Here is a 25,318-nt window from a genome sequence, read left to right as displayed (position 1 = left end):
CCATGGATTTATAGGGGTACGGGTTTGAAACGGGATGCGCTATTCGGGCTGGCCGCGTGCGCGCAGCAGGTCGGACAGGCTGCGCGGCGCCGGTTCGAGCGGCGTGCGGTGCTGCGTCCAGCCCATCTGCTTCGCGGGCGTCAGCGCGCGCAGACGCGTCGCGGTCCAGCGGAACGCGCGGTACGCGCGCGGATGCGCGAACGCGCCCGACCAGAAGCGCCACACGAGTTCTTCCGCGCGGTGATAGTTCGCGCCCTGGCCGCGCAACGGATGCGCGACGGGCTCGTCGGGCTTGCGGTTCGCCTCGGTGCGCAGCCGCACGAGCAATTGCGGGATCGGGATGCGCACCGGGCACACCTCGCCGCATGCGCCGCACAGCGTCGACGCGGTCGGCAGGTCGGCCGTCGCGTCGAGGCCGAGCAGGTGCGGCGAGATGATCTTGCCGATCGGGCCCGGGTAGGTCGTGCCGTACGCGTGGCCGCCGATGCGCGTATAGACGGGGCAATGGTTCATGCACGCGCCGCAGCGGATGCACTGCAGCGTCGCGCGCAGTTGTTCGTCCGCGTACGCCTGCGTGCGGCCGTTGTCGAGCAGCACCAGGTGCAACTCGCGCGGGCCGTCGCGTTCGCCGTCGCGGCGCGGGCCCGAGATCAGGTTGAAGTAGGTCGTGATCGCCTGGCCGGTGGCCGAGCGCGTGAGCAGGCTCGACAGCGGCACGATGTGCTCGAGCTTCTCGACGACCTTCTCGATCCCCATGATCGCGACGTGCGTGTCGGGCACCGTCGTCGACAGGCGGCCGTTGCCTTCGTTCTCGACGAGCCACAGCGTGCCCGTGTCGGCCGCCGCGAAGTTCACGCCGGACAGGCCGATGTCCGCGTCGGCGAACGCGCGGCGCAGCGCGCGCCGGCCGGTCTGGATCAGTTCGTCGACGTCTTCCGTGTAGCGCGTGCCGGGCAGGTGTGCCTCGAACAGTTCGGCGATGTCGCCGCGGGTCTTGTGGATCGCCGGCATCACGATATGCGACGGCTTCTCGCCCGCGAGCTGCACGATGAATTCGCCCATGTCCGATTCGATGCAGTCGATGCCGTGCTCCGCGAGGTAATGGTTCAGCTCGATTTCCTCGCTCGCCATCGACTTGCCCTTGATCACGCGGCGCGCCTTCCTCGTCTGCGCGATGCCGAGCACGATCGCGTTCGCGTCGGCGGCCGTCTCGGCCCAGTACACGTGCACGCCGGCCGCGGTGAGCTTCGTCTCCAGCCGTTCGAGCAGCGCCGGCAATTGCGCGAGCGCATGCTGGCGGACGGCTTCGCCGAGATCGCGCAACTGCTGCAGCTCGGTGTCGTCGGGGAACTGCGTCGCGCGCTTGCCCTGCAGGAAGTCCATCGCGCCGCGAAAGCTCCGGCGCAGCGCCGGATCGTCGAGCGCGGCGCGCGCGCGGGTCTTGAAGTCGCCGGGGGCGACGAATTGCAGCGTGTGGTCGCTCATCGCGGCAGGTCCTCGGAAGCGGGGGTAGCCGGCGGCCCGGCCGAATCGGTGACGATCACGACCCACAGGCGGCGCGGGCCGTGCGCGCCATAGGCGAGCGTCTGCTGGATGTCGGAGGTCTTCGACGGACCGGATACCAGCACGAGGTTGGTCGGCATGCCGGCTTGCCAGCGCTCCGCGTGCACGGCGGCGTGCAGGTCGGCATGCAGCGTGTTCGCGTGCACGAGCGCGACATGCAGCGGCGGCACCAGCGACACCGTGCGCGGCGTGCCGGCATCGGGCGCGAGCACGACGGTGCCGGTCGCCGCGATGCCCGAGCGTGCGACGGTGAAGCCCGCGTCGATCGTGTCGAACAGATCGGCCTTCCATGCGTCGATCGGCCGGTCGAACGGCACGGGCCCGACCGTATCGGGCAGCGCGCGGACGAGTGCCGCGGATTCGGCGCGGGCCGGGTCGAGCAGCAGGCGGCGCACGCCGGCGTCGGCGAGGCGTGCGGCAAGCTGCGCGGGCCATGCGTCGGCGCTCGCGCACCAGACTTCGGCGTGCGACGCGGCGAGCGCGGTCTGCATCGCCTGCACGCGCGCCTCGGGAGCGTGCCCGGCCGATGCGCGACGAGTGTCGTAATGCGAGTCGATGCGTGCGTCGAGCGCGGGAGCCGTGGTTGCGGCGACGCCCGGCGCGGCGGCGCGCAGCCGCGCGAGGATCGCGTCGCGCGCGCTCATTGCCCGTCTCCGCGCAACGATGCGGCGCCGGCCGTGCGGCGCCACAGGAAGCTCGCGAGATGCTCGACCGGCAGCGCCGCGCCGGCCTTGGCGGCGGCGTGACCGATGTTCAGCAGGCAGCCGCAGTCCGCGGACACGAGCCGGTCGCAGCCGGTCGCGCAAGCCGACGCGACCTTGTCGCCCACCATTGCGCCGGAGATGTCCGGATGCTTCAGCGAGAACGTGCCGCCGAAGCCGCAGCATTCGGATTCGCGTTCGTGTTCGATGCGCGTCACGCCCGGCAGTGCGTCGACGAGCGCGACGCCGTGCACGCGCGTGCCCATCTCGCGCCGCGCCGCGCACGACGTGTGCAGCACGACGCGTTCGTCGGGCCCGGCGCCGGCCATGACCGCGTCGAGCCGCACGTCGAGCACATGGACGAGGAATTCGGCGAGTTCGTAGGTCCGTTCCGCGATCGCGCGCGCTTTCGGGCCGTGAACGGGATCGTCGGCGAACAGCGCCGGCCAGTGGTGCCGGATCATGCCCGCGCACGAGCCGGACGGCACGATCACGGGCCACGCTTGCGCGAACAGGTCGAGCTGCGCGGCCGCGACACGGCGCGCTTCATCGGGATTGCCGCTGCTGTAGGCCGGTTGCCCGCAGCAGCTCTGGCCGCGCGGATAATGGACGGTCAGGCCTTCGCGTTCCAGCAGGCGGACCGCGTCGAGCCCCGCTTCGGGGACGAACAGGTCGACCAGGCAGGTCGCGAACAGATACACGTGCGCGGGGGCGGTGGGGTACGGCCTTGAGTTCATGTCTCGCTCCAGAGGCGACGGTCCGGCGTGCGGAGCGTCGATTTCGCTGCATAATTCCCGCGTCCGCGCCACAGCTCAAATTGGTTGGGCCAATCGGCGCGGCACGCATTCCACGGGAGACACGACGATGGCAGCGATGACGGCACGGGGTCGGACCGAAGGCGTGATGCGCAAGATCGAGACGGCGCTGCTCGACGGCACGTGGCCGGCCGGTGCGCGGCTGCCGGCCGAGCGCGTGCTCGCGCAGCAGTACGGCGTCGCGCGCAATACGGTGCGCGAGGCGACCCAGCGGCTCGTCGCGCGCGGGCTGCTGCAGAGCCGGCGCGGCGCGGGCGTCTACGTGACCGACCAGTTGCGCGCCGGCATCGCGTCGCCGTGGGGCCAGCTGGTCGCCGATCATCCGGCGCTGCGCGACGACATCCTCGAATTCCGCCGCGTGCTGGAAGGCGCGACCGCCTATTTCGCCGCGCTGCGGGCCGATGCGAACGACCGGCGCCGGATCCGCGCGCTGCTGCGCGAGCTCGACACCGCGCACGCGAACGACGACGCGGCCGTCGAAGCCGCGACCGACGCGAAGCTGCACGAGGCGATCGCGCTCGCGTCGCACAACACGATGTTCCTGCATCTGCATACGAGCGTGATCGGGATGCTGCGCGAGCACATCTCGATCAACGTGGCCGGGATGACGACGGAGGACGAGCAGGCATCCGAGTTGCTGTTGTTGCAGCACCGGGTCGTGTGCGAGGCGATTTGCGCGCACCGGCCCGAAGAGGCGCGCACCGCGATGCAGACGCATATCGACTACGTGCGCAGCCATTTCGAGCGCAGCGGCGACGTGGCATGAGATTGGTCGGACCAGTGGCCGCACCAGCCCGCGCGGCGTCGGGTATGCGTCACGAGCGGCTGTGGACGGCGTGGGGGGCGGCTGCGCGGCGCGGGCAGGGCGGCCGGCTTACGCGATCCGGCCTACGCGGTTCGGCCTATGCGGCCCGGCCTACGCGGCCCGACCTAATTGACCGGTTCGTCGGGCGCCCACTAGAATCGACCGGAACCGCTTGTCAGCCGCGCGCCGCGGCGATGACGTGCCCATTGATCCGACTGTCGAGGAAGCTTCCGTGCTCACGTCCTTGATCCGGCGCGCACCGGCCGCGCTGTCGTGGCGCGCCGCATGCCGCCAGGCCCGCGCGCTGATCGTCTGCGCGCTGCTGCCGCTCGCTGCGTGCGCGACGCATCCGCCCGCCACTTCGCTCGATCGTCCCGTCTCCCACGCGTTGCCGGCCGATACCGCGACGCCGCTGCGCGATGCGCTGGCCGCGCCGGCAGCCGCGCATCCGGCGCAGTCGGGCTTCCGGCTGCTGGCCGACGGCGCCACCGCGTTGCAGATGCGCATCGCGCTCGCGCGTGCGGCGACGAAGACGCTCGACATGCAGTACTACATCGCGACCGAGGATACGACCGGCAAGCTGCTGCTCGGCGCGGCGCTGTACGCGGCCGATCGCGGCGTGCGCGTGCGGATGCTGGTCGACGACCTGAACTTCGACGATATCGACCGCGTGATGGCCGCGCTGAATACGCACCCGAACATCGAGATCCGCGTGTTCAACCCGTTCGGCGCATCGCAGCGCGGCGTGATGGAGCGCACGGCCAACTTCTTCACGCGGATCGACAGCTTCACGCGCCGGATGCACAACAAGGCGATGATCGCCGACAACCAGCTCGCGATCGTCGGTGGCCGCAATCTCGGCGACGAATATTTCAGTGCGAGCCCGACGCTGCAGTTCCGCGATCTCGACGTGCTGGCGGCCGGCCCCGTGACGAACGACATCTCGAAGAGCTTCGACGACTACTGGGCGAGCGCGAGCAGCTATCCGTTGCGCGTCCTCAATCATCAGAAGTTCGATCCGAAGGATCTCGACGCGATGCGCGACGAGCTGCGCGACCACTGGCGCAAGAATGCCGACCCGTACAACGCGAAGCCGCTGAACGCGACGCCGCTGGCACGGCAGATCGCGCGCGACGAACTCGAACTCGTGTGGGCGCCGGCCGAATTCAAGGTCGACGCGCCGACCAAGGTCGCGCAGCCGACCGGCACGTACGTGAGCCCTCCGATGCAGCGCCTGGCCGAGCTGACGCGCGGCGCGCAGAAGGAATTCCTCGCGTTTTCGCCGTACTTCGTGCCGCACGACGCCGGCGTGAAGATCCTCGGCGACACGGCCGCGCGCGGCGTGCGCGTCGCGATCGTGACGAATTCGCTCGCGGCGACCGACGCGGTCGCGGTGCAGGCCGGCTATGCGCCGTATCGCGTGCCGTTGCTGCAGCGCGGCGTCGAGCTGTACGAATTCAAGTCGCAGCCGGACCAGGAGTCCGCGCGGCTGTTCGGCTCGCGTTCGCGCGCGAGCCTGCATGCGAAGGCGTACGTGATCGACCGGCAAATCGTCGTGATCGGCTCGCTGAACCTCGACCCGCGTTCCGCGCACCTGAACACCGAACTCGCGCTCGTGATCCACAGCCCGGTGCTCGCGCAGCAGGCCGCGGCGATCTTCGCGCGCGTGACGCAGCCGGACGAAAGCTACCGCGTCACGCTCGCGACGCGAACCGACGGCAGCCCGCCCGCACTCGAATGGACGGGCACCGAAGGCGGTCAGACCACCACCTATCACGTCGACCCGCATGCCGGGCTGATGCGCAACGTGATGACCGGCATCTTCAGGCTGCTGCCGGTCGACGACCAGTTGTAAGGGCCGGAGCGGCTCCGGCAAAACCCGCGATTCCGGTGCGCGGGGAAAGATGCTATGGTTGTGTGCGCAACGATATGCATATCGTGAAGGGCGCTGCGGGCTCCGTCGAAAAATGCGGGGCGGAACGGCGCCGAACGACGCGCCGCCGCACGTGCATGCACGCACCGCGCGCGGTGCCGTCAGACGATGGACGATGCGCACCGCCATGCGCCGCGGCCGCGCGCGCGCCAACCGGAGTTCCCCATGCAACGTGTACCGAACCAGCCGTTCACGCGTCCCGCGCGCTTCTCCGAAGCCGAATGGCCGGCGCGTGTGCAGCTCGCGGCCGCCTACCGCATCTTCGATTACCTCGGCTGGACCGAGCTGATCTACAACCATATCTCGCTGCGCGTGCCGGGCGAGGACGGACATTTCCTGATCAACCCGTTCGGGCTCCATTACCGCGAGGTGTGCGCGTCGAACCTCGTGAAGATCGACATCGACGGCAACGTGATCGGCCATGCCGACTGGCCGATCAATCCGGCCGGCTTCACGTTCCACAGCGCGATCCATGCGGCGCTGCCCGATGCGCACTGCGTGATGCACGTGCACACGACGCCCACGATGGCCGTGTGCTGTTCGCGCGACGGGCTGTCGTTCTCGAATTTCTATTCGGCGCAGCTGTACGGGAAGATCGCGTATCACGACTTCGAAGGCATCACCGTGCATCTCGAGGAGGGCCGGCGCATCGTCGAGAGCGCGGGCGGGCGGCCCGTGCTGCTGCTGCGCAACCACGGGCCCGTGACGATCGGCGCAACGCTCGCGCAGACGTTCTCGCTGATGTGGCTGCTCAATCGCGCGTGCGAGGTGCAGATCGCGACGCATGCGATCGGCGATGCGCTGCCGATCGCGCCGTCCGTGCTCGAAGGGTGCGTGCGCGATTCACTGAATTTCGATCCGAAGCATGGCGCGGGACAGGACGCGTTCGATGCGCTGCAGCGCATCGTCGACCGGATCGATCCGGGCTATCGCGCGTGACGCGGGCGGCGCGCCCGATGCGTGCGCCGACTAGAACCGATAGCCGAGGCCGGCCTGGATCACGTCGGTGTCTCGATCGTAGCGCGTGACCACGCGGTTCCACGTGATCCGGGTGAGCCAGCGCCCGGAGATCCGGTAACTGGCCGAGATCGACACGATGCCGGAGAACCGGCCGTCGCCCGGGCCCGGCTGGCCGTCGCGTTTGCGCTGGTTGACGGTGAAATACGCGCCGGCGCCGGCCGACAGCGTGGCCTTGTCGTTCAGGAACGCACGCGTGAGCCACAGCTCGGAGGCGATCCCGTTGCGGCGGACCGCCTGCTTCGCGCCTTCGTACATCCATGTCGCGGTCCAGTCGATCGAACGCGTGAGGCCGCGCCGGTATTCGACGCTGCCGCCGAGCGTCGACGGCGACGAGCGGCTGTTGAGAATCGTCTCGCCGAGCATCGCGGTGATTTCGTTGTCCGTGACCTTGCGCGTGCGCGGCAGCGCGGTGTCGCGCGGGCCCGGCGTGGCGGGCGCATCGAGCTGGTAGCCGACGCCGAACATCACCGACGTCGTGTCGGGCCCACTGAACACCTGCGCGCGGTTGACCTGAAGCTGCGCGATCCAGCGGTGCGACGTGTAGTACGCGGCGCGCACGCTCGTCAGTACGCCCCAGCCATGTGTATTCGAGTAACCGCGGCCTTCGGCGGCCGGCACCGTGTCGAAGTAGCGATACGGGCCCGCGCCCGCCGACAGCACCAGGCGGCGGTTCGCGAGCGGCACGCGGCCCCAGAACTGCACCGCCTGGCCATCGCGGTGGTGATTCGGAATGTGCCCTTCGTTGTACCACGTGAAGCCGAGCGCGGTGTGCGTGCTCAAGCCTTCCTGGTAATCGAACGCCCACGAATACGTGCGTTGGCTGCCGCCCCACAGCGGGCCGGCGAACAGCGAGAATTCCTGCGCGTCGACGGGCGCGCCGTAGAGGCCGGCGACGGAGCAGAGCGCCGCCAGCAGCGGGCGGACGCGGACGGGGCGGGTCGGGCAGGGTATCGGGAGACGGGCCGGCACGGTTCACTTTCCAGTCACGACAACACGCGATCATTTTCGTGCTCGGGAAAACACGTGTCGACCCGGGTTCGCGCAATAACGTATTACACGTATCGTGACAACATGCGGGTACGCGCGCCGATCGCGACTCGAGCGAGACGAAAAATGATTCGTCCTGCTTGGTATTTCGGAAAGGGGCATTCGTGCGCGGCATGCCTCTAGCCGCCGGAGACACGCAAAAAAAACGCGGCCGGGCGGCCGCGTGAATACTCGCAGACTCCTTCGGACGAAGGAAACAAGCAACTGTGAAACGAAGTGTAGCGAAAGCCCGTGCGCGGATTCAGGGGCCGTGCTGCAAAGGTCTCTTCCAGGTTTCGGCAGGCTGCCGGATTGGCCGGCAATCGACTACCATCCTGTGTGGCGCCGCCGCTCGGGCGGTGTCCCCCGTCGTACAAGGAGAATCCATGCTCAAGCTGCGTTTGCTCCAGGTCGCGTTGTTCGCGGGCGTGCTCGCCGCCGGCAGCGCCGTTGCGGAAACGGTGCGCCTGTCCGCCAGTCTGCAGCCGTCGAGCGAAGTACCGCCGACGGCGACCAAGGGTTCGGGCGCCGTCGCCGCCACCTACGACACGGCCACGCACATGCTGCAGTGGACGGTCACTTACGAACACCTCACGGGGCCGGCCACCGCCGCGCATTTCCACGGGCCCGCGCCGGTCGGCCAGAACGCCGGCGTACAGGTGCCGGTGCCGAAGGACGAGCTGGCGAGTCCGATCAAGGGCTCGAAGGAACTCACCGACGCACAGGTCACGGACCTGATGGGCGGCAAGTGGTACTTCAATATTCATACGAAGGAACACCCGTCCGGCGAGATCCGCGGCCAGGTGATGCCGGCGAACTGAGCGTCGGTGTTTGATATAGAGGCACTTGTCGAGCGACGCGGGAACGTTCGCACGTACCATCGTCACACTGTGATGACGGAGTGCGTCCGATGAGTTGGCAAAGCAAGTTCGCCTGCTGGCTGCTGCGCTGGCAGTTTCGCCCCGAAACCACGCGCGAGGTGCTCGACCCCGCGCGTGCCCGGCGCTTTACCGACCTGAGGATGATCGTGCCGCGCCGCGCGCCGTCGGGCTACCGGCTGCGCCAGTGCTACGGCGCCGGCGACGCGCCGCTGCGCGGCGAATGGCTCGAACGCACCGACGCGGGCGCGGCACGCGGGCCCGGCCGCACGCTGCTGTATTTCCACGGCGGCGGTTACTACTTCTGTTCGACGAAAACCCACCGGCCGCTGGTGTTCGGCCTGACGAAGCGCGCGGGTGTGCGCTCGTTCTCGCTCGACTACCGGCTCGCGCCCGAAAACCGCTTTCCGGCCGCGCTCGACGATGCGCTCGCCGCGTACCGGCAACTGCTGGCGCTCGGCACGCCGCCCGAATCGATCGTGTTCGGCGGCGATTCGGCGGGCGGCGGCCTCGCGCTCGCGACGCTCGTCGCGCTGCGCGATCGCGGCGAGCCGCTGCCGGCCGGCGCGATCCTGTTCTCGCCGTGGACCGACCTGGCCGGCACCGGCGGCACGATGCGCGGCAACGACGGCCTCGACCCGATGTTCGCGGCCGCGGCGCTGCCGAAGGCCGCGACGCTGTATCTCGGCGACGAGCCGGCGACGAATCCGTACGCGTCGCCGCTCTACGCGGATTTCGCGGGTCTGCCGCCGCTGTACATCCAGGTCGGCAGCACCGAGGTGCTGCTCGACGATTCGCGCCGCGTCGCCGAGAAGGCGAAGGCGGCCGGCGTGGCGGTGGAGATCGAGGTGTGGCCCGACATGCCGCACGTGTGGCAGCTGTACGCGCCGATGGTGCCGGAAGCGCGCGATGCGCTCGACCGCGCGGCCGCGTTCCTGCGCCGCGTCGCGGTCGAGCGTGCGGTTCAGCGCGTCGGCGAGGCGTCGATCGCCTGATAGGCTGCCTTGACGGCCACCGACCCGTACTTGCGTTCGAGCCGGCGCACGGTGAAGTGGCCGTGCGCCATCTGCTGGAAGTGGTCGATGAACAGCGTGTTGACGGTCGCGCCGAGCACGGCGCCGATCGCCGGGATCGACTTCGCGGCCATCTGCTCGGTCACCTGCACCGAGAAGCGTGAGGCCACCGTCTGCACGAGCTTGAACACGGCCGCCGAGCTGTGCGCGGCGATGCCTTTCGCCGTGATGTCCGACGACGCCTTCGAGATCGCCTGCGCGAGCGCGCCGCGCAGCACGAAATAGCCGAGATCGGCGTCCTCCTCCTGCTTGTCCGGGTTGCCGCCCATGCCGAGCACGGCCAGACATTGCAACTGCGTATCGACCGACGTCAGGTTCTCGCCCTCGCTGCGCGCGATGTCGCACACCGAACGGAAGATCAGCGTGGTCGTCACCGGCAGCTCGACCGGCAGCGCGAGAAAGCCGAACGCGCCGCCCGCCGCGCCGGTCGTCGCGACCGCGAGCTTGTGCAGCAGGTTGCTGGGCTTCTCGGGCTCGGCATCCGGCGACTGCGGCTTGCCAAGCGTGCGCAGCGCGATGTTCAGGCACTTGCGCAGCGCGAGCTGCGTCGCATCGTTGATCTTGCCGGTCGCGAAGTCCGGCAGCCGCGCGATCATTTTCTCGACCGGCGCGCCGAGCACGCCCGTCAGCTTCATCGTCAGCGACGGGCTTTCCAGCACCTGCTTCGCGCGCCGCAGCGCGTCCCGGTCCTCCGGCGACAGCGTCGTGGCGGGGGTGATTGAAATCGGTTCCATCTTTCTCCTTGGCGTGAACGGGCCTTGACCCATCGCCAGCCTAGATTACTCCCGCATGCTAGAATTTTGAGATTCTTTGACTCGGCAAAAGTTGCATCGACAAAAAATGCCCGTCCATACTGCCGCCCACCATTCGAGCGGGCAAGTCCTGCCGTTCCGCGAATCGCTGCTCGCGATGATCGGGATCTCGTTCGTCACCATGCTGGTCGCGCTGGATCAGACGGTCGTCGGCACCGCGCTGCCGACCATCGTCGCCGAACTTCGCGGCTTCGACCTGTACGCGTGGGTCGCGACCTCGTACCTGCTCAGTTCCGTGATCACCGTGCCGATCTTCGGCCGGCTCGGCGACTATTACGGCCGCAAGCCGTTCGTGATCGTGTCGATCGTCGTGTTCACCGGCGCGTCGGTGCTGTGCGGGATGGCCGACGACATGCTGTATCTCGTCCTCGCGCGCGGGCTGCAGGGCATCGGCGGCGGGATGCTGGTCGGCACCGCGTTCGCATGCATTCCCGACCTGTTCCCCGATTCCGTCGTGCGGCTGCGCTGGCAGGTGCTGATGAGCTCCGCGTTCGGCATCGCGAACGCGGTCGGCCCGTCGCTCGGCGGCGTGCTGACCCAGTCGTTCGGCTGGCGCTCCGTGTTCTACGTGAATCTGCCGGTCGGCCTGCTGTCGCTGTTCTTCGTGTGGCGCTACCTGCCGCACCTGCGCCACGTCGAGCACGATCGCAAGATGCGGCTCGACTGGCCCGGCGCGCTGCTGATCGCACTGTCGCTCGGCGCGCTGCAACTGTTCGTCGAATGGCTGCCGAAGTACGGCGTCGCGAGCTGGGCGTCGCTGCTGCTCGTCGTCGTCGTCGCGGCCGGCGTCGGCCTGTGGCACTGGGAGAAGCGCTGCGCGCAGCCGATCTTGCCGTTCGACATGTTCGGCAACCGCGCGTTGTCGGCGCTCTTCGTGCTCGCGATCCTCGCCGGTTTCTCGATGTTCTCGCTGCTGTTCTACGCGCCGCTGCTGTTCCAGGGCGGCTTCGGGATGTCGCCGAAGGAGGCCGGGCTCGTGATCACGCCGCTCGTCGTGTTCATCACGATCGGCAGCATCATGAACGGCCGCGTCGTCACGCGTATCCGCCATCCGAACGCGATGCTGCACGTCGGCTTCGCGCTGTTCGCGATCGCGTGCGCGGGCATCGTCGTGTCGACCCACACGACGCCGACCTGGATGCTGATGGCGTTGATGGTCGCGGGCGGCATCGGGCTCGGCTTCGTGCTGCCGAACCTCACCGTGTTCGCGCAGCAGACGGCCGGCCGCGAGCACCTCGGCATCGCGACGGCGCTGCTGCAGTCGCTGCGGATGGTCGGCGGCATGCTCGGCACGGCGCTCACGGGCACGCTCGTCAACCAGATGTATTCGAGCGGCGTGCGCAGCGCGCTGTCGGCCGATCAGGCGATGCAGTGGCACGCGCGGCTCGCCGATCCGCAGATCCTGATCGATCGCGCGGCGCAGGGCGGTCTCGTCGCGGAGTTGACGCGTGCCGGGCATAATGGCGCGCTGCTGCTGGAAGCGGCCCGCGAATCGCTGGTCGGCGCGATTCACCTGGGCGTCGCGATGGCGGCCGTCGTCGCCGTGGTGTCGGTGTGGCAGTGCCGTCGCGTGCCGCCGATCGCGCTGCGGCGCAAGATCGAACCGCACGTCGCGGCCGATTGACCGAGCAGGCGAGCGAGCGATTCGACGACTCAACGATTCACCGGAACGAAATCAGCGCATGGAAGAACAGGACCGCGTCGCGATCTTGCAGCAATTCGGACGCACGTATCGCGCGTTCATGACCGCGTTCGAAGCGCACGTCGGGCAGCCGATGCCGCGCTGGCGCATCATGGTCGCGCTGCACACGATGGGCGGACATTCGTCGCAGAAGAAGCTCGTCGAAGTGCTGCGCATCGATCCGGGCGCGCTCACGCGTCAGTTGAAGTCGCTCGACGCGCTCGGCTGGATCGAGCGCGAATCGGACGCGCGCGACAACCGCGTGACCAACGTCACGCTGACGGACGCAGGCCGCGCGGCGTTCGACGCGTGCCTGCCGCGCCGCAAGGCGTTTCTCGAACAGACGATGGCGCAGCTGCCGGACGACGTGCTGAATGCGCTGTCGGGTGCGCTCGCGATGCTGGAAACGCGGATCGCGGACGTCGGGTCGACACCGGCGCCGCACTGACAGGCGGGAAGGGGCGGAAAGCGGCCCGACGGGTTCCCCCCTCGGCCGAACGCGACCGGCGCGGCATACGGGGCGCTCGAACCCGCCGCCGGCCGGCGTGTTGCCTCATTTCATTTCAACTTCGTTTACAGCTCGATGCGCGTGCCGAGCAGCGCGAGGAACTGCGCAAGCCAGGCCGGATGCGCGGGCCACGCGGGCGCGGTGACGAACGGCGCGTCGGTCACGGCCGCGTCGACCGGGATGTCCGCGTATTCGCCGCCCGCGAGCTTCACCTCCGGCGCGCAGGCCGGGTACGCCGAAATGCGCTTGCCGCGGATCACGTCGGCGGCCGCGAGCAGTTGCGCCGCGTGGCAGATCGCCGCGATCGGCTTGCCGGCTTCGGCGAACTCGCGCACGAGCGAGATCACCTTCGGATCCAGTCGTAGATACTCGGGGGCGCGGCCGCCCGCGATCGCGAGCGCGTCGTAGCGCGCCGCATCGACGTCGTCGAACGCCGCATTCAGCGTGAACTGGTGGCCGGGTTTCTCGGTGTAGGTCTGGTCGCCCTCGAAATCGTGGATCGCGGTCTTGATCTTGTCGCCCGCGCGCTTGCCCGGGCAGACTGCGTCGACGTGGTGGCCGACGGCCTGCAGCGCCTGGAACGGCACCATCGTTTCGTAGTCTTCGGCGAAATCGCCGGTCAGGAACAGGATCTTCTTCGCGGCCATGGCTTTCTCCCGTGAAACAGCGTTGAAGGCCCGGTCGCGCCGTGCATGACGGCGACGACGGGCCCCGAGGACGAAAGCGCAGTGTACTCCGGCAGATTGAAGCGCGCGTGACGGCCGCCCCGCGCGAGCGGCAGGGCGGCGCGGCGCGCGGCATGCGTCAGAAGAAGGTTTCGACGACTTCCGTCACGCGGAATTGCGGATCGAGCACGAGCACCTGGCGCCACTTGTCGAACGTCAGGCACGGGTGCGAGATGTCGAACGCGACCATGTCGCCGACCTTCACGTCCGCGCCCGGCGGAATCTGCAGGTACGCGTGCTGATCCATCATCCCGGTGACGGCCCAGCCTTCGGTGGCGGCGACGTCGCGCGGCGCGGCGTCGCGGCCCGGACGGAAATGGCGCGCCGGCTCGGGCAGGCCCGCGTCGAACGCCGCATCGCGCTTGCCGAGCGCGACGATCGCGCGATTCTGCTCCGGCACCGACTGTACGTACGCCCACAGTTGCAGCGCCGGCAGCAGCCCTTCGCCCATCGAGCGGGCGATCGGGTTGCGCGCGAACACGTCGGTCTGCGCCTTCTTGTAGATGCCGACATCGTGCGTCAGGTAGCAGCCCGGGCGCAGCACGACTTCCGCGAAGCCCGCGTCGGACGCCTTCTTGAATTCTTCCGCGACCACGTCGTACCACGCCGAACCGGCGCCGGACAGGATCGCGGGCGTGCGCGCGAAGCGGCCGGCTTCGGCCAGTTCGCGCGTGAGCGCGACCGCCTGCTGCAGGAACGTGCGGATCTCGCCTTCCTCTTTCAGCACGCCTTCATAGAGTTCGATGCCGGCCAGCTTCAGCGTGTCCGGATAGCGCGCGATCGCGGCCAGCACGGCCTCGCGTTGCGCGGCATCGCGCACGCCCGCACGGCCGCCCGGCACGCCGAGCTCGATCAGCACGTTCAGCGATTTCTTCGCGTCGCCGAAGAAGCGGCCGAGCTGATCGACGCTGTCCGCGGAATCGACGAGACAGAAGAATTCGAAATCGGGATCGGACAGCAGCCCGGCGATGATCGTCATGTTCTGGCGGCCGACCAGCTGGTTCGCGAGCAGCACGCGCCGCACGCCGCCGTGATACGCGGCCTGCGTCTGGTGCGCGGTCGCGAGCGTGATGCCCCACGCGCCGGCGTCGAGCTGGCGGCGGAACAGTTGCGGCGCCATCGTCGTCTTGCCATGCGGCGCGAACTTGACGCCGTATTTCTGCACGAACGCCTGCATCCAGTTCAGGTTGTGCTCGACGCGATCCGCGTAAAGCACGGCGGCCGGCAGGCTGACGTCTTCCGCGAGCAGGTTCCATTCGAGCCGGCCCGCATCGCCGAGCGGCACGCTCGCGCTCGGCAGATTGCCCAGACCCTTGCCGAACGGATCGATCGTCGCTTCCTGATAGTTTGTAACTTTCATGTCATCCCGCTCCATCATCACTATGCATTGCACTGAAGTTGACATGCAAATGGTACAGAAAGTAGCATCTGCGCGGTGATGTTATTTAATAACATCCAGCTTCGCACCCTTTGCCGCCGATGAATACGCCCGCTTCCCCGTCCGCTTCGCCCGCCGTCGAGCCCCATCCGGCTCAGGCCGCCCCGCCGGTCCTCGACATCGTCGCGCGGATCGCCGAATGCGCGCCCGAGCTGCGCGAAGCCGAGCGCAAGGTCGCCGCGTTCATCCTCGCCGATCTGGCGCGCGCCGCGCATGCGAGCATCGGCGCGCTCGCGCGCGACGCGGAGGTCAGCGTCGCGACGGTCACGCGTTTCGCGAAGGCCGTCGGCTGCCGCGACGTGCGCGAGCTGAAGGTGCTCGTCGCGCAGGCGGCGGCCGTCGGCCAGCGCTTTCTGGTGCCGTCCGACGACGCGCCGGCCGACGACACGAGCCCCGCGTCGATGGTCTACGACGAGATTCGCGTGGCGCTCGCGCACAACCACCAGTTGCTGCGCAACACGTCGTTCGACGCGGCGGCCGACTTGCTCGCCGGCGCGAAAATGATTTACGTGTACGGACAGGGCGGCGGCTCGACCGCGCTTGCCGACGAGCTGCGCTTCCGGCTCGTGCGGTTCGGCCGGCCGGTCGCGAGCTACCAGGACGGCCTGCTGCAGCGGATGGTGGCCGCGACGCTGTCGAGCGACGCGGTCGTCGTCGCGTTGTCGGTGAGCGGGCGCGTGCCCGAGCTGCTCGAGAGCTGCCGGCTCGCGAAGCGCTACGGCGCGAAGCTGATCGCGATCACCGCGCCGGCGTCGCCGCTCGCGAAGCTCGCCGACCATCTGATTCCCGTCGTCGCATTCGAAACCGATTTCATTTACAAGCCTTCGACATCGCGCTACGCGATGATGATGGCGATCGACGTGCTCGTCACCGGAGTCGCATTGCGGCTCGGCGATGCGGGCCGAGAATCGCTGCGCCGCATCAAGCACGCACTCGATGCGCATCGCGGCGGCGGAGACCGTCAACCGGTAGGAGACTGACCATGCATTCGCATCCCGAAGCGGCCGATACGCTGATCGTCGGCGCGCAACTGTACGACGGCACCGGCGCACCGCCCGTTACGCGCGACGTCGCGATCCGCAACGGCCAGATCGCGGCGATCGGCAACCTGTCGAACTGGCTCGCCGAGAACGTCGTCGACGCGAACGGCCGTGCGCTGGCGCCGGGTTTCGTCGACGTGCACACGCACGACGACACGCACGTGATCCGGGCGCCGGAGATGATCCCGAAGATCTCGCAGGGCGTGACGACCGTGATCGTCGGCAACTGCGGGATCAGCGCGTCGCCGGTGACGCTCGCGGGCGATCCGCCCGACCCGATGAACCTGCTCGGCGGGCGCGATGCGTTCCAGTACCCGAGCTTCGCCGCTTACGTCGCGGCCGTGAACGATGCGCGCCCGGCCGTGAACGTCGCGGCGCTCGTCGGCCATACGGCGCTGCGCAACAACCAGATGGACCGCCTCGACCGCGCGGCGACCGATGGCGAGATCGCCGGCATGCGCGCGCAGCTCGAGGAGGCGCTCGCGAACGGCGCGCTCGGCCTGTCATCAGGCCTCGCATACGGCTCCGCGTTCGCGGCGCCGACCGAGGAAGTGATGGCGCTCGCCGAGCCGCTCGCCAAAGCCGGCGCGCTGTACACGACGCACATGCGCACCGAATTCGACGCGATCCTCGATGCGATGGACGAGGCCTACCGCGTCGGCCGCCACGCGCAGGTGCCGGTCGTGATCTCGCACCTGAAGTGCGCGGGTCCGTCGAACTGGGGGCGCAGCACCGAGGTGCTCGCGTCGCTCGAAGGTGCGCGCCGTTACCAGCCGGTCGGCTGCGACTGCTATCCGTACAGCCGCAGTTCGTCGACGCTCGACCTGAAGCAGGTGACGGGCGACATCGACATCACGATTACGTGGTCGGAGCCGCACCCGGAAGTCGCGGGCAAGCTGCTGAAGGCGATCGCGGCCGACTGGGGCGTGACCGAGCAGGAGGCCGCGCAGCGGATCCGTCCGGCGGGCGCCGTGTACCACAACATGTCCGAGGACGACGTGCGTCGCATCCTTTCGCATCCGGCGACGATGGTCGGCTCCGACGGGCTGCCGAACGATCCGCTGCCGCATCCGCGGTTGTGGGGCGCGTTTCCGCGCGTGCTCGGCCACTACGTGCGCGACACGAACCTGCTGCCGCTCGAGGAGGCGATCCGCAAGATGACGTCGCTGTCCGCGCGCCGCTTCGGGATCGCGCGCCGCGGCGAGGTGCACGTCGGCTACCACGCCGATCTCGTGCTGTTCGATCCGGCGCGCGTGATCGACGCCGCGACGTTCGACAAGCCGCAGCAACCCGCGCACGGGATCGACGCGGTGTGGGTCAACGGCGTGCTGACTTATGAAAACGGCCAGCCGACCGGCGAGCGCGCCGGCGGTTTCGTCGCGCGCGGCGAGCGCGTGCCGGCCGGTGCCGATGCGGCGTTCTGAACGCCCGTATTCCGATCTTCCATGCGTGCCGCAGCAGCCGGCGCGCGCATCCGCAACCGAGCGTTGCATGGGACCGGAGTCAGCGCTGAAGCGCCGACGCTGGTCGACAAACGAGGAGTGAAACGATGAAGCGATATGGCGTAGGCGAAGCGAAGGGGACCGGCGGCCAGGTGATGCCGTTTGCACGCGCGGTCGAGGCAGATGGCTGGCTGTACGTGTCGGGCCAGACGCCGATGGTGAACGGCGAGGTCGTCGAAGGCGGGATCGTCACGCAGTCGAAGCAGACGATCGAGAACGTGATCGCGATCCTGAAGGAAGCCGGCTACGGCCTCGAGCACGTCGTGCGCTGCGGCGTGTGGCTCGACGACGCGCGCGATTTCGCGTCGTTCAACAAGGTGTTCGTCTCGTACTTCGGCGAGCATCCGCCGGCACGTGCGTGCGTGCAGTCGAGCATGGTGATCGACTGCAAGGTCGAGGTCGATTGTATTGCTTACAAGGCGCCGGCGAAGTAGCGCGGCGAGGGCGGATTGTTGTGTGACGGGGCCGGCGCATTGGTGTGCGCCGGCCCCGTTGCGTCGGCACTGAATTTTTACGCTTTGAATAAAATCCTGTCGACGAGAGCGCGACACGATACGTCCGAAGGGTTGCGCCATTCGCTATTCCGGCGATGGGTGCTTCGAAAGGTGCGTGGCCGCAAGCGCGAATCCGTTACGCTCGCGATCCTGCATCGTGCTGCCGTAGAAAGGAAATGGGGCGCCGCGCAATTGGCCGCACTGCCGTGAAAGGCCGTCCGTCCGTGCGCATCGATCTGCCGGCGGGCTTCGACATGCCCGCCAGCATTGCTCGATTTACTGCCGCGCCGTCCGCGCGTTATCCGGCATCGGCTGGTTGTAGTTCGTGCGGAACGGATTGATGTCGAGCCCGCCGCGGCGCGTATAGCGCGCATACACAGCGAGCTTCACCGGTTTGCACGCATGCAGGATGTCGAGGAAGATCCGCTCGACGCACTGCTCGTGAAAGCCCGTGTGATTGCGAAACGAGATGATGTAGCGCAGCAGCCCCGCATGGTCGATCTGCGGGCCGACGTAATGGATCTGCACGCTGCCCCAGTCGGGCTGGCCCGTGACCGGGCAGTTCGAGCGCAGCAGGTCGGACACGAGCGTTTCCTCGACCGGCGCTTCGTCCGCGGCATCCGCGGCCGACAGCAGCGACGGGTCCGGCTCGTACACGTCGGTGTCGAGGTCGAGCCGGTCGAGCGACAGCCCGTCGAGCTCGTCCATCTCCAGCTTGCGGAAATCGTGCGCCGACACCAGCTGCACCGATACGCTTGCGCCGCACGCGGCCGACACGTCGCGCTTCAGCACGTCGCGCACCGCGTCGAGCGAGTCGAACTTCGACTGCGCGAACGAGCCGAGATACAGCTTGAACGACTTCGATTCGACGATGTTCGGCGATTCGGCCGGCACGTAGAACGTCGCGATCGCGACCTGCGGCTTGCCGCGCGCGTTGAGCCACGACAATTCGTACGCGTTCCAGATGTCGGTGCCGAAGAACGGCAGCGCCGACGTGATGCCGAGCTGCTCGCGCGCGCCGGCGCGCGGGATCGGGAACAGCAGCGACGCGTCGTACTGCGCCGCGTAGACGGTGGCCTTGCCGAGCGGGGAATGTTCGGGATTCATCGTGTGACGCCTTTACGACAGGAAGAGGCGGTACGCCGGGTTGGCGCTCTCTTCGACATAGGGATAGCCGAGCGCCGCGAGGAAGCGTTCGAACTCGGCGCGATCGGCCTGCGGCACCTGCAGCCCGACGAGGATCGAGCTGTAGTCCGCGCCCTGGTTACGGTAATGGAACAGGCTGATGTTCCAGTCCGGCGCCATCGACGACAGGAACTTCATCAGCGCGCCCGGCCGCTCCGGAAACTCGAAGCGGAACAGGCGCTCGTCGAGCGCGAGCGGCGAGCGGCCGCCGACCATGTAGCGGATGTGTTCCTTCGACAACTCGTCGTGCGTCAGGTCGACGCTCTTGAAGCCGTGCGATTCGAAGTTCGCGGCGATCTCCGCCGATTCGCCGCGACGGCGGATCTGCACGCCGACGAAGATGTGCGCGGATTGCGCATCGGCGATCCGGTAGTTGAACTCGGTGACGTTGCGATCGCCGACCAGCGAGCAGAAGCGCTTGAAGCTGCCGCGTTCCTCGGGGATAGTGACCGCGAACACGGCTTCGCGTGCCTCGCCCACTTCCGCGCGCTCGGCGACGAAGCGCATCCGGTCGAAGTTCATGTTCGCGCCGGACGTGACCGCGACGAGCGTTTGATTCTCGATGCCTTCGCGTTCCGCGTACAGCTTCGCGCCCGCGACCGCGAGCGCGCCGGACGGCTCGAGCACGCTGCGCGTGTCCTGGAACACGTCCTTGATCGCCGCGCACAGCGCGTCGGTGTTGACCGTTACGACACCGTCGAGGAATTCGCGGCACAGCCGGAAGGTTTCCTCGCCGACGAGCTTCACCGCGGTGCCGTCCGCGAACAGGCCGACTTCGCTCAGCTCGATGCGCTCGCCCGCGTCAAGCGACTGCGCCATCGCGCACGAATCCTCGGCCTGCACGCCGATGACCTTGATCTCCGGGCGCACCGCCTTCACGTACGCGGCGACGCCGGAGGCAAGCCCGCCGCCGCCGATCGGCACGAAGATCGCATGGATCGGGCCCTGGTGCTGACGCAGGATCTCCATCGCGATCGTGCCCTGGCCGGCGATCACGTACGGATCGTCGAACGGATGGACGAACGTGAGGTCGCGCTCCTCCTGCACCTTGACCGCGTGTGCGTACGCGTCGCTGTACGACTCGCCCGCCTGGATCACCTCCACGCTCGGGCCGCCGTGCGCGCGCACCGCGTCGACCTTCACCTGCGGCGTCGTGACGGGCACGACGATCACGGCCCTGACACCCATCCGGGCCGCCGAGAACGCGACGCCCTGCGCGTGGTTGCCGGCCGAGGCGGTAATCACCCCGCGCGCGAGCGCGTCCGCCGGAATGTGCGCCATCTTGTTGTATGCGCCGCGCAGCTTGAACGAGAACACCGGCTGGTTGTCCTCGCGCTTCAGGTAAACGGCGTTGCGCAGCCGGGCCGACAGGTTATGGGCCGGTTCGAGTTCCGTCTCGATCGCGACGTCGTAGACGCGCGCGGTGAGGATCTTCTTCAGGTAATCGTGGGATGCCATGGGTGCTCGCGTGCAGTGCGGATGCGGACGGTAAAGGGTCAATGATAGCGCCAAGGGTCCGCCCGCACGCAAGCGGCATGCCGGGCGGGCGGTCGTCCCCGGTCGTGTGCGCGTGCGGGCAGGGCATTCGCGCCGTCGGAGGCGTTTTTTACCGGTTTAACCGCGCGGTTACCGACCGGACGGACGGCGAATGATCGCGCGAAACCGCGCGGAGCCCCGCCCGGCGCGGCTCGCGGCGATAGCCCCACGACCTGTCCGGCGTGTCACGGGCGGCCCGATCATGGGTTAGAATTCCGTTTTGAATCAAGGATTCGGAAGATGCAGAGGCACCCTCGGATCGCACCGTTGAAGCCGACGCCGCGCGCAGCCAGCCCCGCGGCCGAACGGCATGCGCGCCGCGCGCGATCGTGCTGATGATTCCGAGTGCCGCCAGGCCCTGTCGCCGGCCACGAGGGGCGAGTCGCCCGCTCCGGCCCCATGAAGGACAGCCGCGCGCCTGGTAACAGAACAGATTTCCCCAAGATTGCGCCCACGCGCTTGCCGACGCCCGTGCACGGGGTATCGGCCCTCCGAGTCGTCCGAACATGAACGCACCACAAGTTTTCGATCCGCATGGCGCGGCCGCCGCCGTCGCCGCCGACCCCGCGCCCCGCTTGCGCGAGATTCCCTACAACTACACGTCCTTCTCGGATCGCGAGATCGTGATCCGCCTGCTCGGCGAGGAGGCGTGGGCGGTGCTCGACGAACTGCGCGCCGAGCGCCGCACGGGCCGTTCGGCACGGATGCTGTATGAAGTGCTCGGCGACATCTGGGTCGTGCGTCGCAACCCGTACCTGCAGGACGACCTGCTCGACAACCCGAAGCGCCGCGCGCTGCTGATCGAGGCGCTGAACCACCGCCTGACCGAGATCGGCAAGCGCCGCAGTGCGGATCTCACCGAGCACCGCGACGACGCGGGCCGCGAGCGCGCATCGCGCGTCGAGATGCTCGAGACGGCCGCGCAGCGCGCGGTCGACGAGTTCGCGGACGAATTCGACAAGATGGCCGAGCTGCGCCGGCGCGCGACCAAGGCGCTCGGCCGTTGCACGCAGAAGGACAACATCCGCTTCGACGGGCTGTCGCGCGTGTCGCACGTGACCGACGCGACCGACTGGCGCGTCGAATACCCGTTCGTCGTGCTGACGCCCGATACCGAAGCCGAGATCGCGGCGCTGATCAAGGCGTGCTTCGAGCTCGGCCTGACCGTGATCCCGCGCGGCGGCGGCACCGGCTACACGGGCGGCGCGGTGCCGCTCACGCCGTTCTCCGCGGTGGTCAACACCGAAAAGCTCGAACAGCTCGGCGCGGTCGAGCTGACCGAGCTGCCGGGCGTCGCGCACAAGGTGCCGACGATCTTCTCCGGTGCGGGCGTCGTCACGCGTCGCGTGACCGAAGCGGCGGAAGCGGCCGGCTACGTGTTCGCGGTCGATCCGACCTCGCTCGACGCATCGTGCATCGGCGGCAACGTCGCGATGAACGCGGGCGGCAAGAAGGCCGTGCTGTGGGGCACCGCGCTCGACAACCTGGCGTGGTGGCGGATGGTCGACCCGGACGGCAACTGGCTGGAAGTCACGCGCCACGAGCACAATCAGGGCAAGATCCACGACATCGCGGTCGCGCGCTTCGAGCTGAAGTGGTTCGATGGCGCGTATGCGCCGGGCGAGAAACTGCTGCGCACCGAGATGCTCGAGATCGAAGGCCGCCGGTTCCGCAAGGAAGGGCTCGGCAAGGACGTGACCGACAAGTTCCTCGCCGGCCTGCCGGGCGTGCAGAAGGAAGGCTGCGACGGGCTCATCACGTCCGCGCGCTGGGTGCTGCACAAGATGCCCGCGCACACGCGCACCGTGTGCCTCGAATTCTTCGGCCAGGCGCGCGAGGCGATCCCGAGCATCGTCGAGATCAAGGACTACCTGTTCGAGACGTCGAAGCAGGGCGGCGCGATCCTCGCGGGCCTCGAGCACCTCGACGAGCGCTACCTGCGCGCGGTCGGCTATGCGACCAAGAGCAAGCGCAATTCATTCCCGAAGATGGTGCTGATCGGCGACATCGTCGGCGACGATGCCGACGCGGTGGCGCACGCGACGTCCGAAGTGATCCGCATGGCGAACGGCAAGAGCGGCGAGGGCTTCGTCGCGGTCAGCGCGGAGGCGCGCAAGCGCTTCTGGCTCGACCGCAGCCGCACGGCCGCGATCGCGAAGCACACGAACGCGTTCAAGATCAACGAGGACGTCGTCATCCCGCTGAACCGGATGGGCGAGTACACCGACGGCATCGAGCGGATCAACATCGAGCTGTCGCTGAAGAACAAGCTGCAACTCGTCGACGCGCTCGAGGCGTTCTTCCGCGGCGGCAACCTGCCGCTCGGCAAGACCGACGACGCGAACGAGATCCCGAGCGCGGAGCTGCTCGAGGATCGCGTGCAGCAGGCGCTGGAGCTGCTCAAGCGCGTGCGGGCACGCTGGGAATTCGTGCGCGACCGGCTCGACCAGCCGCTGCGCGAGGCGCAGCATTACCTGGTGCAGCTCGGCTACGAGGCGCTCGCCGAGAAGTTCGCGGATCGCGCGGACGAGCAGCCGGGCGCGACCGTGTTCCACATCACGCAGGACCGCACGGTCCGCATTTCGTGGAAGCAGGAGATCCGCGCGGAACTGCGCGCGATCTTCAACGGCGGCGCGTTCAAGCAGATCCTCGACGAAGCGCAGGCGATCCACAAGCGCGTGCTGCGCGGCCGCGTGTTCGTCGCGCTGCACATGCACGCGGGCGACGGCAACGTCCACACGAACATCCCGGTCAACTCCGACAACTACGAGATGCTGCAGGACGCGCACGCGTCGGTCGCACGCATCATGAAGCTGGCGCGCTCGCTCGACGGCGTGATTTCCGGCGAGCACGGGATCGGCATCACGAAGCTCGAATTCCTGACCGACGACGAGATCGCCGAATTCCGCGCGTACAAGCAGCGCGTCGACCCGAACGGCCGCTTCAACAAGGGCAAGCTGCTCGACGGCGCCGATCTGCGCAACGCGTACACGCCCAGCTTCGGGCTGATGGGCTACGAGTCGCTGATCATGCAGCAGTCCGACATCGGCGCGATCGCCGATTCGGTGAAGGACTGCCTGCGCTGCGGCAAGTGCAAGCCGGTGTGCGCGACCCACGTGCCGCGCGCGAACCTGCTGTACAGCCCGCGCAACAAGATCCTCGCGACGTCGCTGCTGGTCGAGGCGTTCCTGTATGAAGAGCAGACGCGCCGCGGCGTGTCGATCAAGCACTGGGACGAGTTCAACGACGTGGCCGACCACTGCACGGTGTGCCACAAGTGCGCGACGCCGTGCCCGGTGAAGATCGACTTCGGCGACGTCACGATGAACATGCGCAACCTGCTGCGCAAGATGGGCAAGAAGAAATTCAACGCCGGCAATGCGGCGGGCATGTTCTTCCTGAACGCGACCAATCCGCAGACGATCAACCTCGCGCGCGGCGTGATGATGGGCGTCGGCTACAAGGTGCAGCGCTTCGCGAACGACATGCTGAAGAAGGTCGTGACGAAGCAGACGCAGCACCCGCCGGCGACGACCGGCAAGCCGCCCGCGCTCGAGCAGGTGATCCACTTCGTCAACAAGAAGATGCCGGGCAACCTGCCGAAGAAGACGGCGCGCGCGCTGCTGGACATCGAGGACAACAAGATCGTGCCGATCATCCGCAACCCAAAGTCGACGACCGTCGATTCGGAAGCGGTGTTCTACTTCCCGGGCTGCGGCTCCGAGCGGCTGTTCTCGCAGGTGGGATTGGCGACGCAGGCGATGCTGTGGGAAGCGGGCGTGCAGACGGTGCTGCCGCCGGGCTACCTGTGCTGCGGCTATCCGCAGCGCGGCTCGGGCCAGTACGACAAGGCCGAGAAGATCGTCACGGACAACCGCGTGCTGTTCCACCGGGTGGCGAACACGCTGAACTACCTAGACATCAAGACGGTGGTCGTGTCGTGCGGCACGTGCTACGACCAGCTCGCGGGTTATGAATTCGACAAGATCTTCCCGGGCTGCCGGATCATCGACATCCACGAGTTCCTGCTCGAGAAGGGGATGAAGCTCGACGGCGTGTCGGGCACGCGCTACATGTATCACGACCCGTGCCACACGCCGATCAAGACGATGGATCCGGTCAAGCTCGTCAACGAGCTGATGGGCGCGGAGAAGGACGGCTACCGGATCGAGAAGAACGATCGCTGCTGCGGCGAATCGGGCACGCTGGCGGTCACGCGGCCGGACGTCTCGACGCAGGTTCGCTTCCGCAAGGAAGAGGAGATCCGCAAGGGCGCTGCGAAGCTGCGCGCGATTCCGGTGGTGGCCGGCGACGCGCCGGTGCCGGCCGCCGCGAGCGCGGGCGGCCCGGACGTGAAGATCCTGACGAGCTGCCCGTCGTGCCTGCAGGGGCTGTCGCGCTACAACGAGGACGCGAACCTCGAAGCCGACTACATCGTGGTCGAGATCGCGCGCCAGGTGCTCGGCGAGAACTGGATGGCCGATTATGTCGCACGGGCGAACCATGGCGGGATCGAGCGCGTGCTGGTCTAATGCGGGCATGACGACCGCCCGATCGGGCCGGGAATGAGCGGGCGCCGGTGC

General features: G+C 68.1%; 20 protein-coding genes. 11 read left to right on the top strand and 9 right to left on the bottom strand.

The window, feature by feature from the left end; genetic code table 11:
• Positions 1-39: 39 nt before the first annotated feature.
• The 3 genes from CFB46_RS01840 to CFB46_RS01830 are packed head-to-tail and all read right to left on the bottom strand — an operon-like array spanning position 40 to position 3,001.
• A complete protein-coding gene (locus CFB46_RS01840) occupies positions 40-1,485 on the bottom strand; it encodes a LutB/LldF family L-lactate oxidation iron-sulfur protein (protein ID WP_027785423.1) in 1,446 nt (481 codons plus the stop codon).
• Positions 1,482-2,207: a LutC/YkgG family protein gene (locus CFB46_RS01835; protein ID WP_027785422.1), complete on the bottom strand. Its 726-nt coding sequence runs from the start codon at positions 2,205-2,207 to the stop codon at positions 1,482-1,484. The genes CFB46_RS01840 and CFB46_RS01835 overlap by 4 nt, the downstream gene beginning before the upstream one ends.
• Positions 2,204-3,001 (bottom strand): (Fe-S)-binding protein, encoded by a 798-nt coding sequence (locus CFB46_RS01830; protein WP_027785421.1) that lies wholly within the window; start codon positions 2,999-3,001, stop codon positions 2,204-2,206. Before CFB46_RS01830 ends, CFB46_RS01835 begins: the two co-directional genes overlap by 4 nt.
• Before the next feature lie 127 nt (positions 3,002-3,128).
• Between CFB46_RS01830 and CFB46_RS01825 the strand changes: the two genes are divergently transcribed.
• The 3 genes from CFB46_RS01825 (at position 3,129) to CFB46_RS01815 (ending at position 6,756) form a co-directional block, all read left to right on the top strand.
• Positions 3,129-3,845 carry a FadR/GntR family transcriptional regulator gene (locus CFB46_RS01825; RefSeq protein WP_027785420.1) on the top strand — a complete coding sequence of 239 codons (717 nt, stop codon included), beginning with the start codon at positions 3,129-3,131 and terminating at the stop codon, positions 3,843-3,845.
• 271 nt (positions 3,846-4,116) lie between these two features.
• Positions 4,117-5,739 carry a phospholipase D family protein gene (locus CFB46_RS01820; protein WP_027785419.1) on the top strand — a complete coding sequence of 541 codons (1,623 nt, stop codon included), beginning with the start codon at positions 4,117-4,119 and terminating at the stop codon, positions 5,737-5,739.
• A 243-nt stretch (positions 5,740-5,982) separates the two neighbouring features.
• Positions 5,983-6,756, top strand: a complete 774-nt coding sequence (locus CFB46_RS01815; protein ID WP_027785418.1) for a class II aldolase/adducin family protein — start codon at positions 5,983-5,985, stop codon at positions 6,754-6,756.
• 30 nt (positions 6,757-6,786) lie between these two features.
• Here the strand turns inward: CFB46_RS01815 and CFB46_RS01810 are convergent, their stop codons facing one another.
• Entirely contained in the window at positions 6,787-7,788 is a 1,002-nt protein-coding gene (locus tag CFB46_RS01810) for a hypothetical protein (RefSeq protein WP_027785417.1), read from the bottom strand.
• 461 nt (positions 7,789-8,249) lie between these two features.
• Between CFB46_RS01810 and CFB46_RS01805 the strand changes: the two genes are divergently transcribed.
• Positions 8,250-8,684, top strand: coding sequence for a CHRD domain-containing protein (locus tag CFB46_RS01805; RefSeq protein WP_027785416.1), 435 nt, complete (start codon positions 8,250-8,252; stop codon positions 8,682-8,684).
• An 89-nt stretch (positions 8,685-8,773) separates the two neighbouring features.
• The gene (locus CFB46_RS01800) at positions 8,774-9,736 is read left to right on the top strand and encodes an alpha/beta hydrolase (RefSeq protein ID WP_027785415.1); all 963 of its coding nucleotides are present in this window, start codon (positions 8,774-8,776) and stop codon (positions 9,734-9,736) included.
• Here the strand turns inward: CFB46_RS01800 and CFB46_RS01795 are convergent.
• Positions 9,706-10,548: an EcsC family protein gene (locus CFB46_RS01795; RefSeq protein ID WP_027785414.1), complete on the bottom strand. Its 843-nt coding sequence runs from the start codon at positions 10,546-10,548 to the stop codon at positions 9,706-9,708. The genes CFB46_RS01800 and CFB46_RS01795 overlap by 31 nt on opposite strands.
• 106 nt (positions 10,549-10,654) lie before the next feature.
• Here CFB46_RS01795 and CFB46_RS01790 point away from each other — a divergent pair, with 106 nt between their 5' ends.
• Together CFB46_RS01790 and CFB46_RS01785 are read left to right on the top strand one after the other, a co-directional pair.
• Positions 10,655-12,250, top strand: a complete 1,596-nt coding sequence (locus tag CFB46_RS01790; protein WP_089499160.1) for an MDR family MFS transporter — start codon at positions 10,655-10,657, stop codon at positions 12,248-12,250.
• A 58-nt stretch (positions 12,251-12,308) separates the two neighbouring features.
• Positions 12,309-12,755, top strand: coding sequence for a MarR family winged helix-turn-helix transcriptional regulator (locus CFB46_RS01785; RefSeq protein WP_027785412.1), 447 nt, complete (start codon positions 12,309-12,311; stop codon positions 12,753-12,755).
• A gap of 125 nt (positions 12,756-12,880) precedes the next feature.
• Here the strand turns inward: CFB46_RS01785 and CFB46_RS01780 are convergent, their stop codons facing one another.
• Both CFB46_RS01780 and CFB46_RS01775 read right to left on the bottom strand, forming a co-directional pair.
• A complete protein-coding gene (locus tag CFB46_RS01780) occupies positions 12,881-13,462 on the bottom strand; it encodes a DJ-1/PfpI family protein (protein WP_006487930.1) in 582 nt (193 codons plus the stop codon).
• 157 nt (positions 13,463-13,619) lie between these two features.
• Positions 13,620-14,900 (bottom strand): amino acid deaminase, encoded by a 1,281-nt coding sequence (locus CFB46_RS01775; protein ID WP_027785411.1) that lies wholly within the window; start codon positions 14,898-14,900, stop codon positions 13,620-13,622.
• A gap of 119 nt (positions 14,901-15,019) precedes the next feature.
• Between CFB46_RS01775 and CFB46_RS01770 the strand changes: the two genes are divergently transcribed.
• From CFB46_RS01770 to CFB46_RS01760, 3 genes are all read left to right on the top strand, one after another.
• Positions 15,020-15,958, top strand: a complete 939-nt coding sequence (locus tag CFB46_RS01770) for a MurR/RpiR family transcriptional regulator (protein WP_027785410.1) — start codon at positions 15,020-15,022, stop codon at positions 15,956-15,958.
• A gap of 2 nt (positions 15,959-15,960) precedes the next feature.
• Positions 15,961-17,442: an N-acyl-D-amino-acid deacylase family protein gene (locus tag CFB46_RS01765; RefSeq protein ID WP_027785409.1), complete on the top strand. Its 1,482-nt coding sequence runs from the start codon at positions 15,961-15,963 to the stop codon at positions 17,440-17,442.
• Positions 17,443-17,567: 125 nt separating this feature from the next.
• On the top strand, positions 17,568-17,954 hold the full coding sequence (locus CFB46_RS01760) for a RidA family protein (RefSeq protein ID WP_006751946.1): 387 nt from the start codon (positions 17,568-17,570) through the stop codon (positions 17,952-17,954).
• Positions 17,955-18,290: 336 nt separating this feature from the next.
• Here CFB46_RS01760 and queF read toward each other — a convergent pair whose 3' ends face one another.
• Entirely contained in the window at positions 18,291-19,121 is an 831-nt protein-coding gene (gene queF / locus CFB46_RS01755; RefSeq protein WP_027785408.1) for an NADPH-dependent 7-cyano-7-deazaguanine reductase QueF, read from the bottom strand.
• 12 nt (positions 19,122-19,133) lie between these two features.
• A complete protein-coding gene (gene ilvA, locus CFB46_RS01750) occupies positions 19,134-20,657 on the bottom strand; it encodes a threonine ammonia-lyase, biosynthetic (protein WP_027785407.1) in 1,524 nt (507 codons plus the stop codon).
• Positions 20,658-21,241: 584 nt separating this feature from the next.
• On the opposite strand from ilvA, the gene CFB46_RS01740 reads away from it, so the two are divergent.
• Positions 21,242-25,267 carry a DUF3683 domain-containing protein gene (locus CFB46_RS01740; protein ID WP_027785406.1) on the top strand — a complete coding sequence of 1,342 codons (4,026 nt, stop codon included), beginning with the start codon at positions 21,242-21,244 and terminating at the stop codon, positions 25,265-25,267.
• The last annotated feature ends 51 nt before the right edge of the window (positions 25,268-25,318 follow it).

Origin of the sequence: Burkholderia sp. HI2761, from assembly GCF_002223355.1 — a bacterium.
In the GTDB taxonomy this organism is placed as follows: Bacteria; Pseudomonadota; Gammaproteobacteria; order Burkholderiales; family Burkholderiaceae; genus Burkholderia.
Note: the sequence above shows the minus strand (reverse complement) of the source record. Positions and strands in the feature narration are given on the sequence as shown.

Excerpts from the sequence above, each read along its gene's own strand:
- CFB46_RS01800 (WP_027785415.1), top strand. The coding sequence starts at position 8,774 with ATGAGTTGGCAAAGCAAGTTCGCCTGCTGGCTGCTGCGCTGGCAGTTT.
- CFB46_RS01785 (WP_027785412.1), top strand. The coding sequence starts at position 12,309 with ATGGAAGAACAGGACCGCGTCGCGATCTTGCAGCAATTCGGACGCACG.
- CFB46_RS01760 (WP_006751946.1), top strand. The coding sequence starts at position 17,568 with ATGAAGCGATATGGCGTAGGCGAAGCGAAGGGGACCGGCGGCCAGGTG.
- CFB46_RS01835 (WP_027785422.1), bottom strand. The coding sequence starts at position 2,207 with ATGAGCGCGCGCGACGCGATCCTCGCGCGGCTGCGCGCCGCCGCGCCG.
- CFB46_RS01765 (WP_027785409.1), top strand. The coding sequence starts at position 15,961 with ATGCATTCGCATCCCGAAGCGGCCGATACGCTGATCGTCGGCGCGCAA.
- CFB46_RS01840 (WP_027785423.1), bottom strand. The coding sequence starts at position 1,485 with ATGAGCGACCACACGCTGCAATTCGTCGCCCCCGGCGACTTCAAGACC.
- CFB46_RS01830 (WP_027785421.1), bottom strand. The coding sequence starts at position 3,001 with ATGAACTCAAGGCCGTACCCCACCGCCCCCGCGCACGTGTATCTGTTC.
- CFB46_RS01790 (WP_089499160.1), top strand. The coding sequence starts at position 10,655 with ATGCCCGTCCATACTGCCGCCCACCATTCGAGCGGGCAAGTCCTGCCG.
- CFB46_RS01740 (WP_027785406.1), top strand. The coding sequence starts at position 21,242 with ATGAACGCACCACAAGTTTTCGATCCGCATGGCGCGGCCGCCGCCGTC.
- queF (WP_027785408.1), bottom strand. The coding sequence starts at position 19,121 with ATGAATCCCGAACATTCCCCGCTCGGCAAGGCCACCGTCTACGCGGCG.
- CFB46_RS01805 (WP_027785416.1), top strand. The coding sequence starts at position 8,250 with ATGCTCAAGCTGCGTTTGCTCCAGGTCGCGTTGTTCGCGGGCGTGCTC.
- CFB46_RS01775 (WP_027785411.1), bottom strand. The coding sequence starts at position 14,900 with ATGAAAGTTACAAACTATCAGGAAGCGACGATCGATCCGTTCGGCAAG.
- CFB46_RS01815 (WP_027785418.1), top strand. The coding sequence starts at position 5,983 with ATGCAACGTGTACCGAACCAGCCGTTCACGCGTCCCGCGCGCTTCTCC.
- CFB46_RS01780 (WP_006487930.1), bottom strand. The coding sequence starts at position 13,462 with ATGGCCGCGAAGAAGATCCTGTTCCTGACCGGCGATTTCGCCGAAGAC.
- CFB46_RS01795 (WP_027785414.1), bottom strand. The coding sequence starts at position 10,548 with ATGGAACCGATTTCAATCACCCCCGCCACGACGCTGTCGCCGGAGGAC.
- CFB46_RS01770 (WP_027785410.1), top strand. The coding sequence starts at position 15,020 with ATGAATACGCCCGCTTCCCCGTCCGCTTCGCCCGCCGTCGAGCCCCAT.
- CFB46_RS01825 (WP_027785420.1), top strand. The coding sequence starts at position 3,129 with ATGGCAGCGATGACGGCACGGGGTCGGACCGAAGGCGTGATGCGCAAG.
- ilvA (WP_027785407.1), bottom strand. The coding sequence starts at position 20,657 with ATGGCATCCCACGATTACCTGAAGAAGATCCTCACCGCGCGCGTCTAC.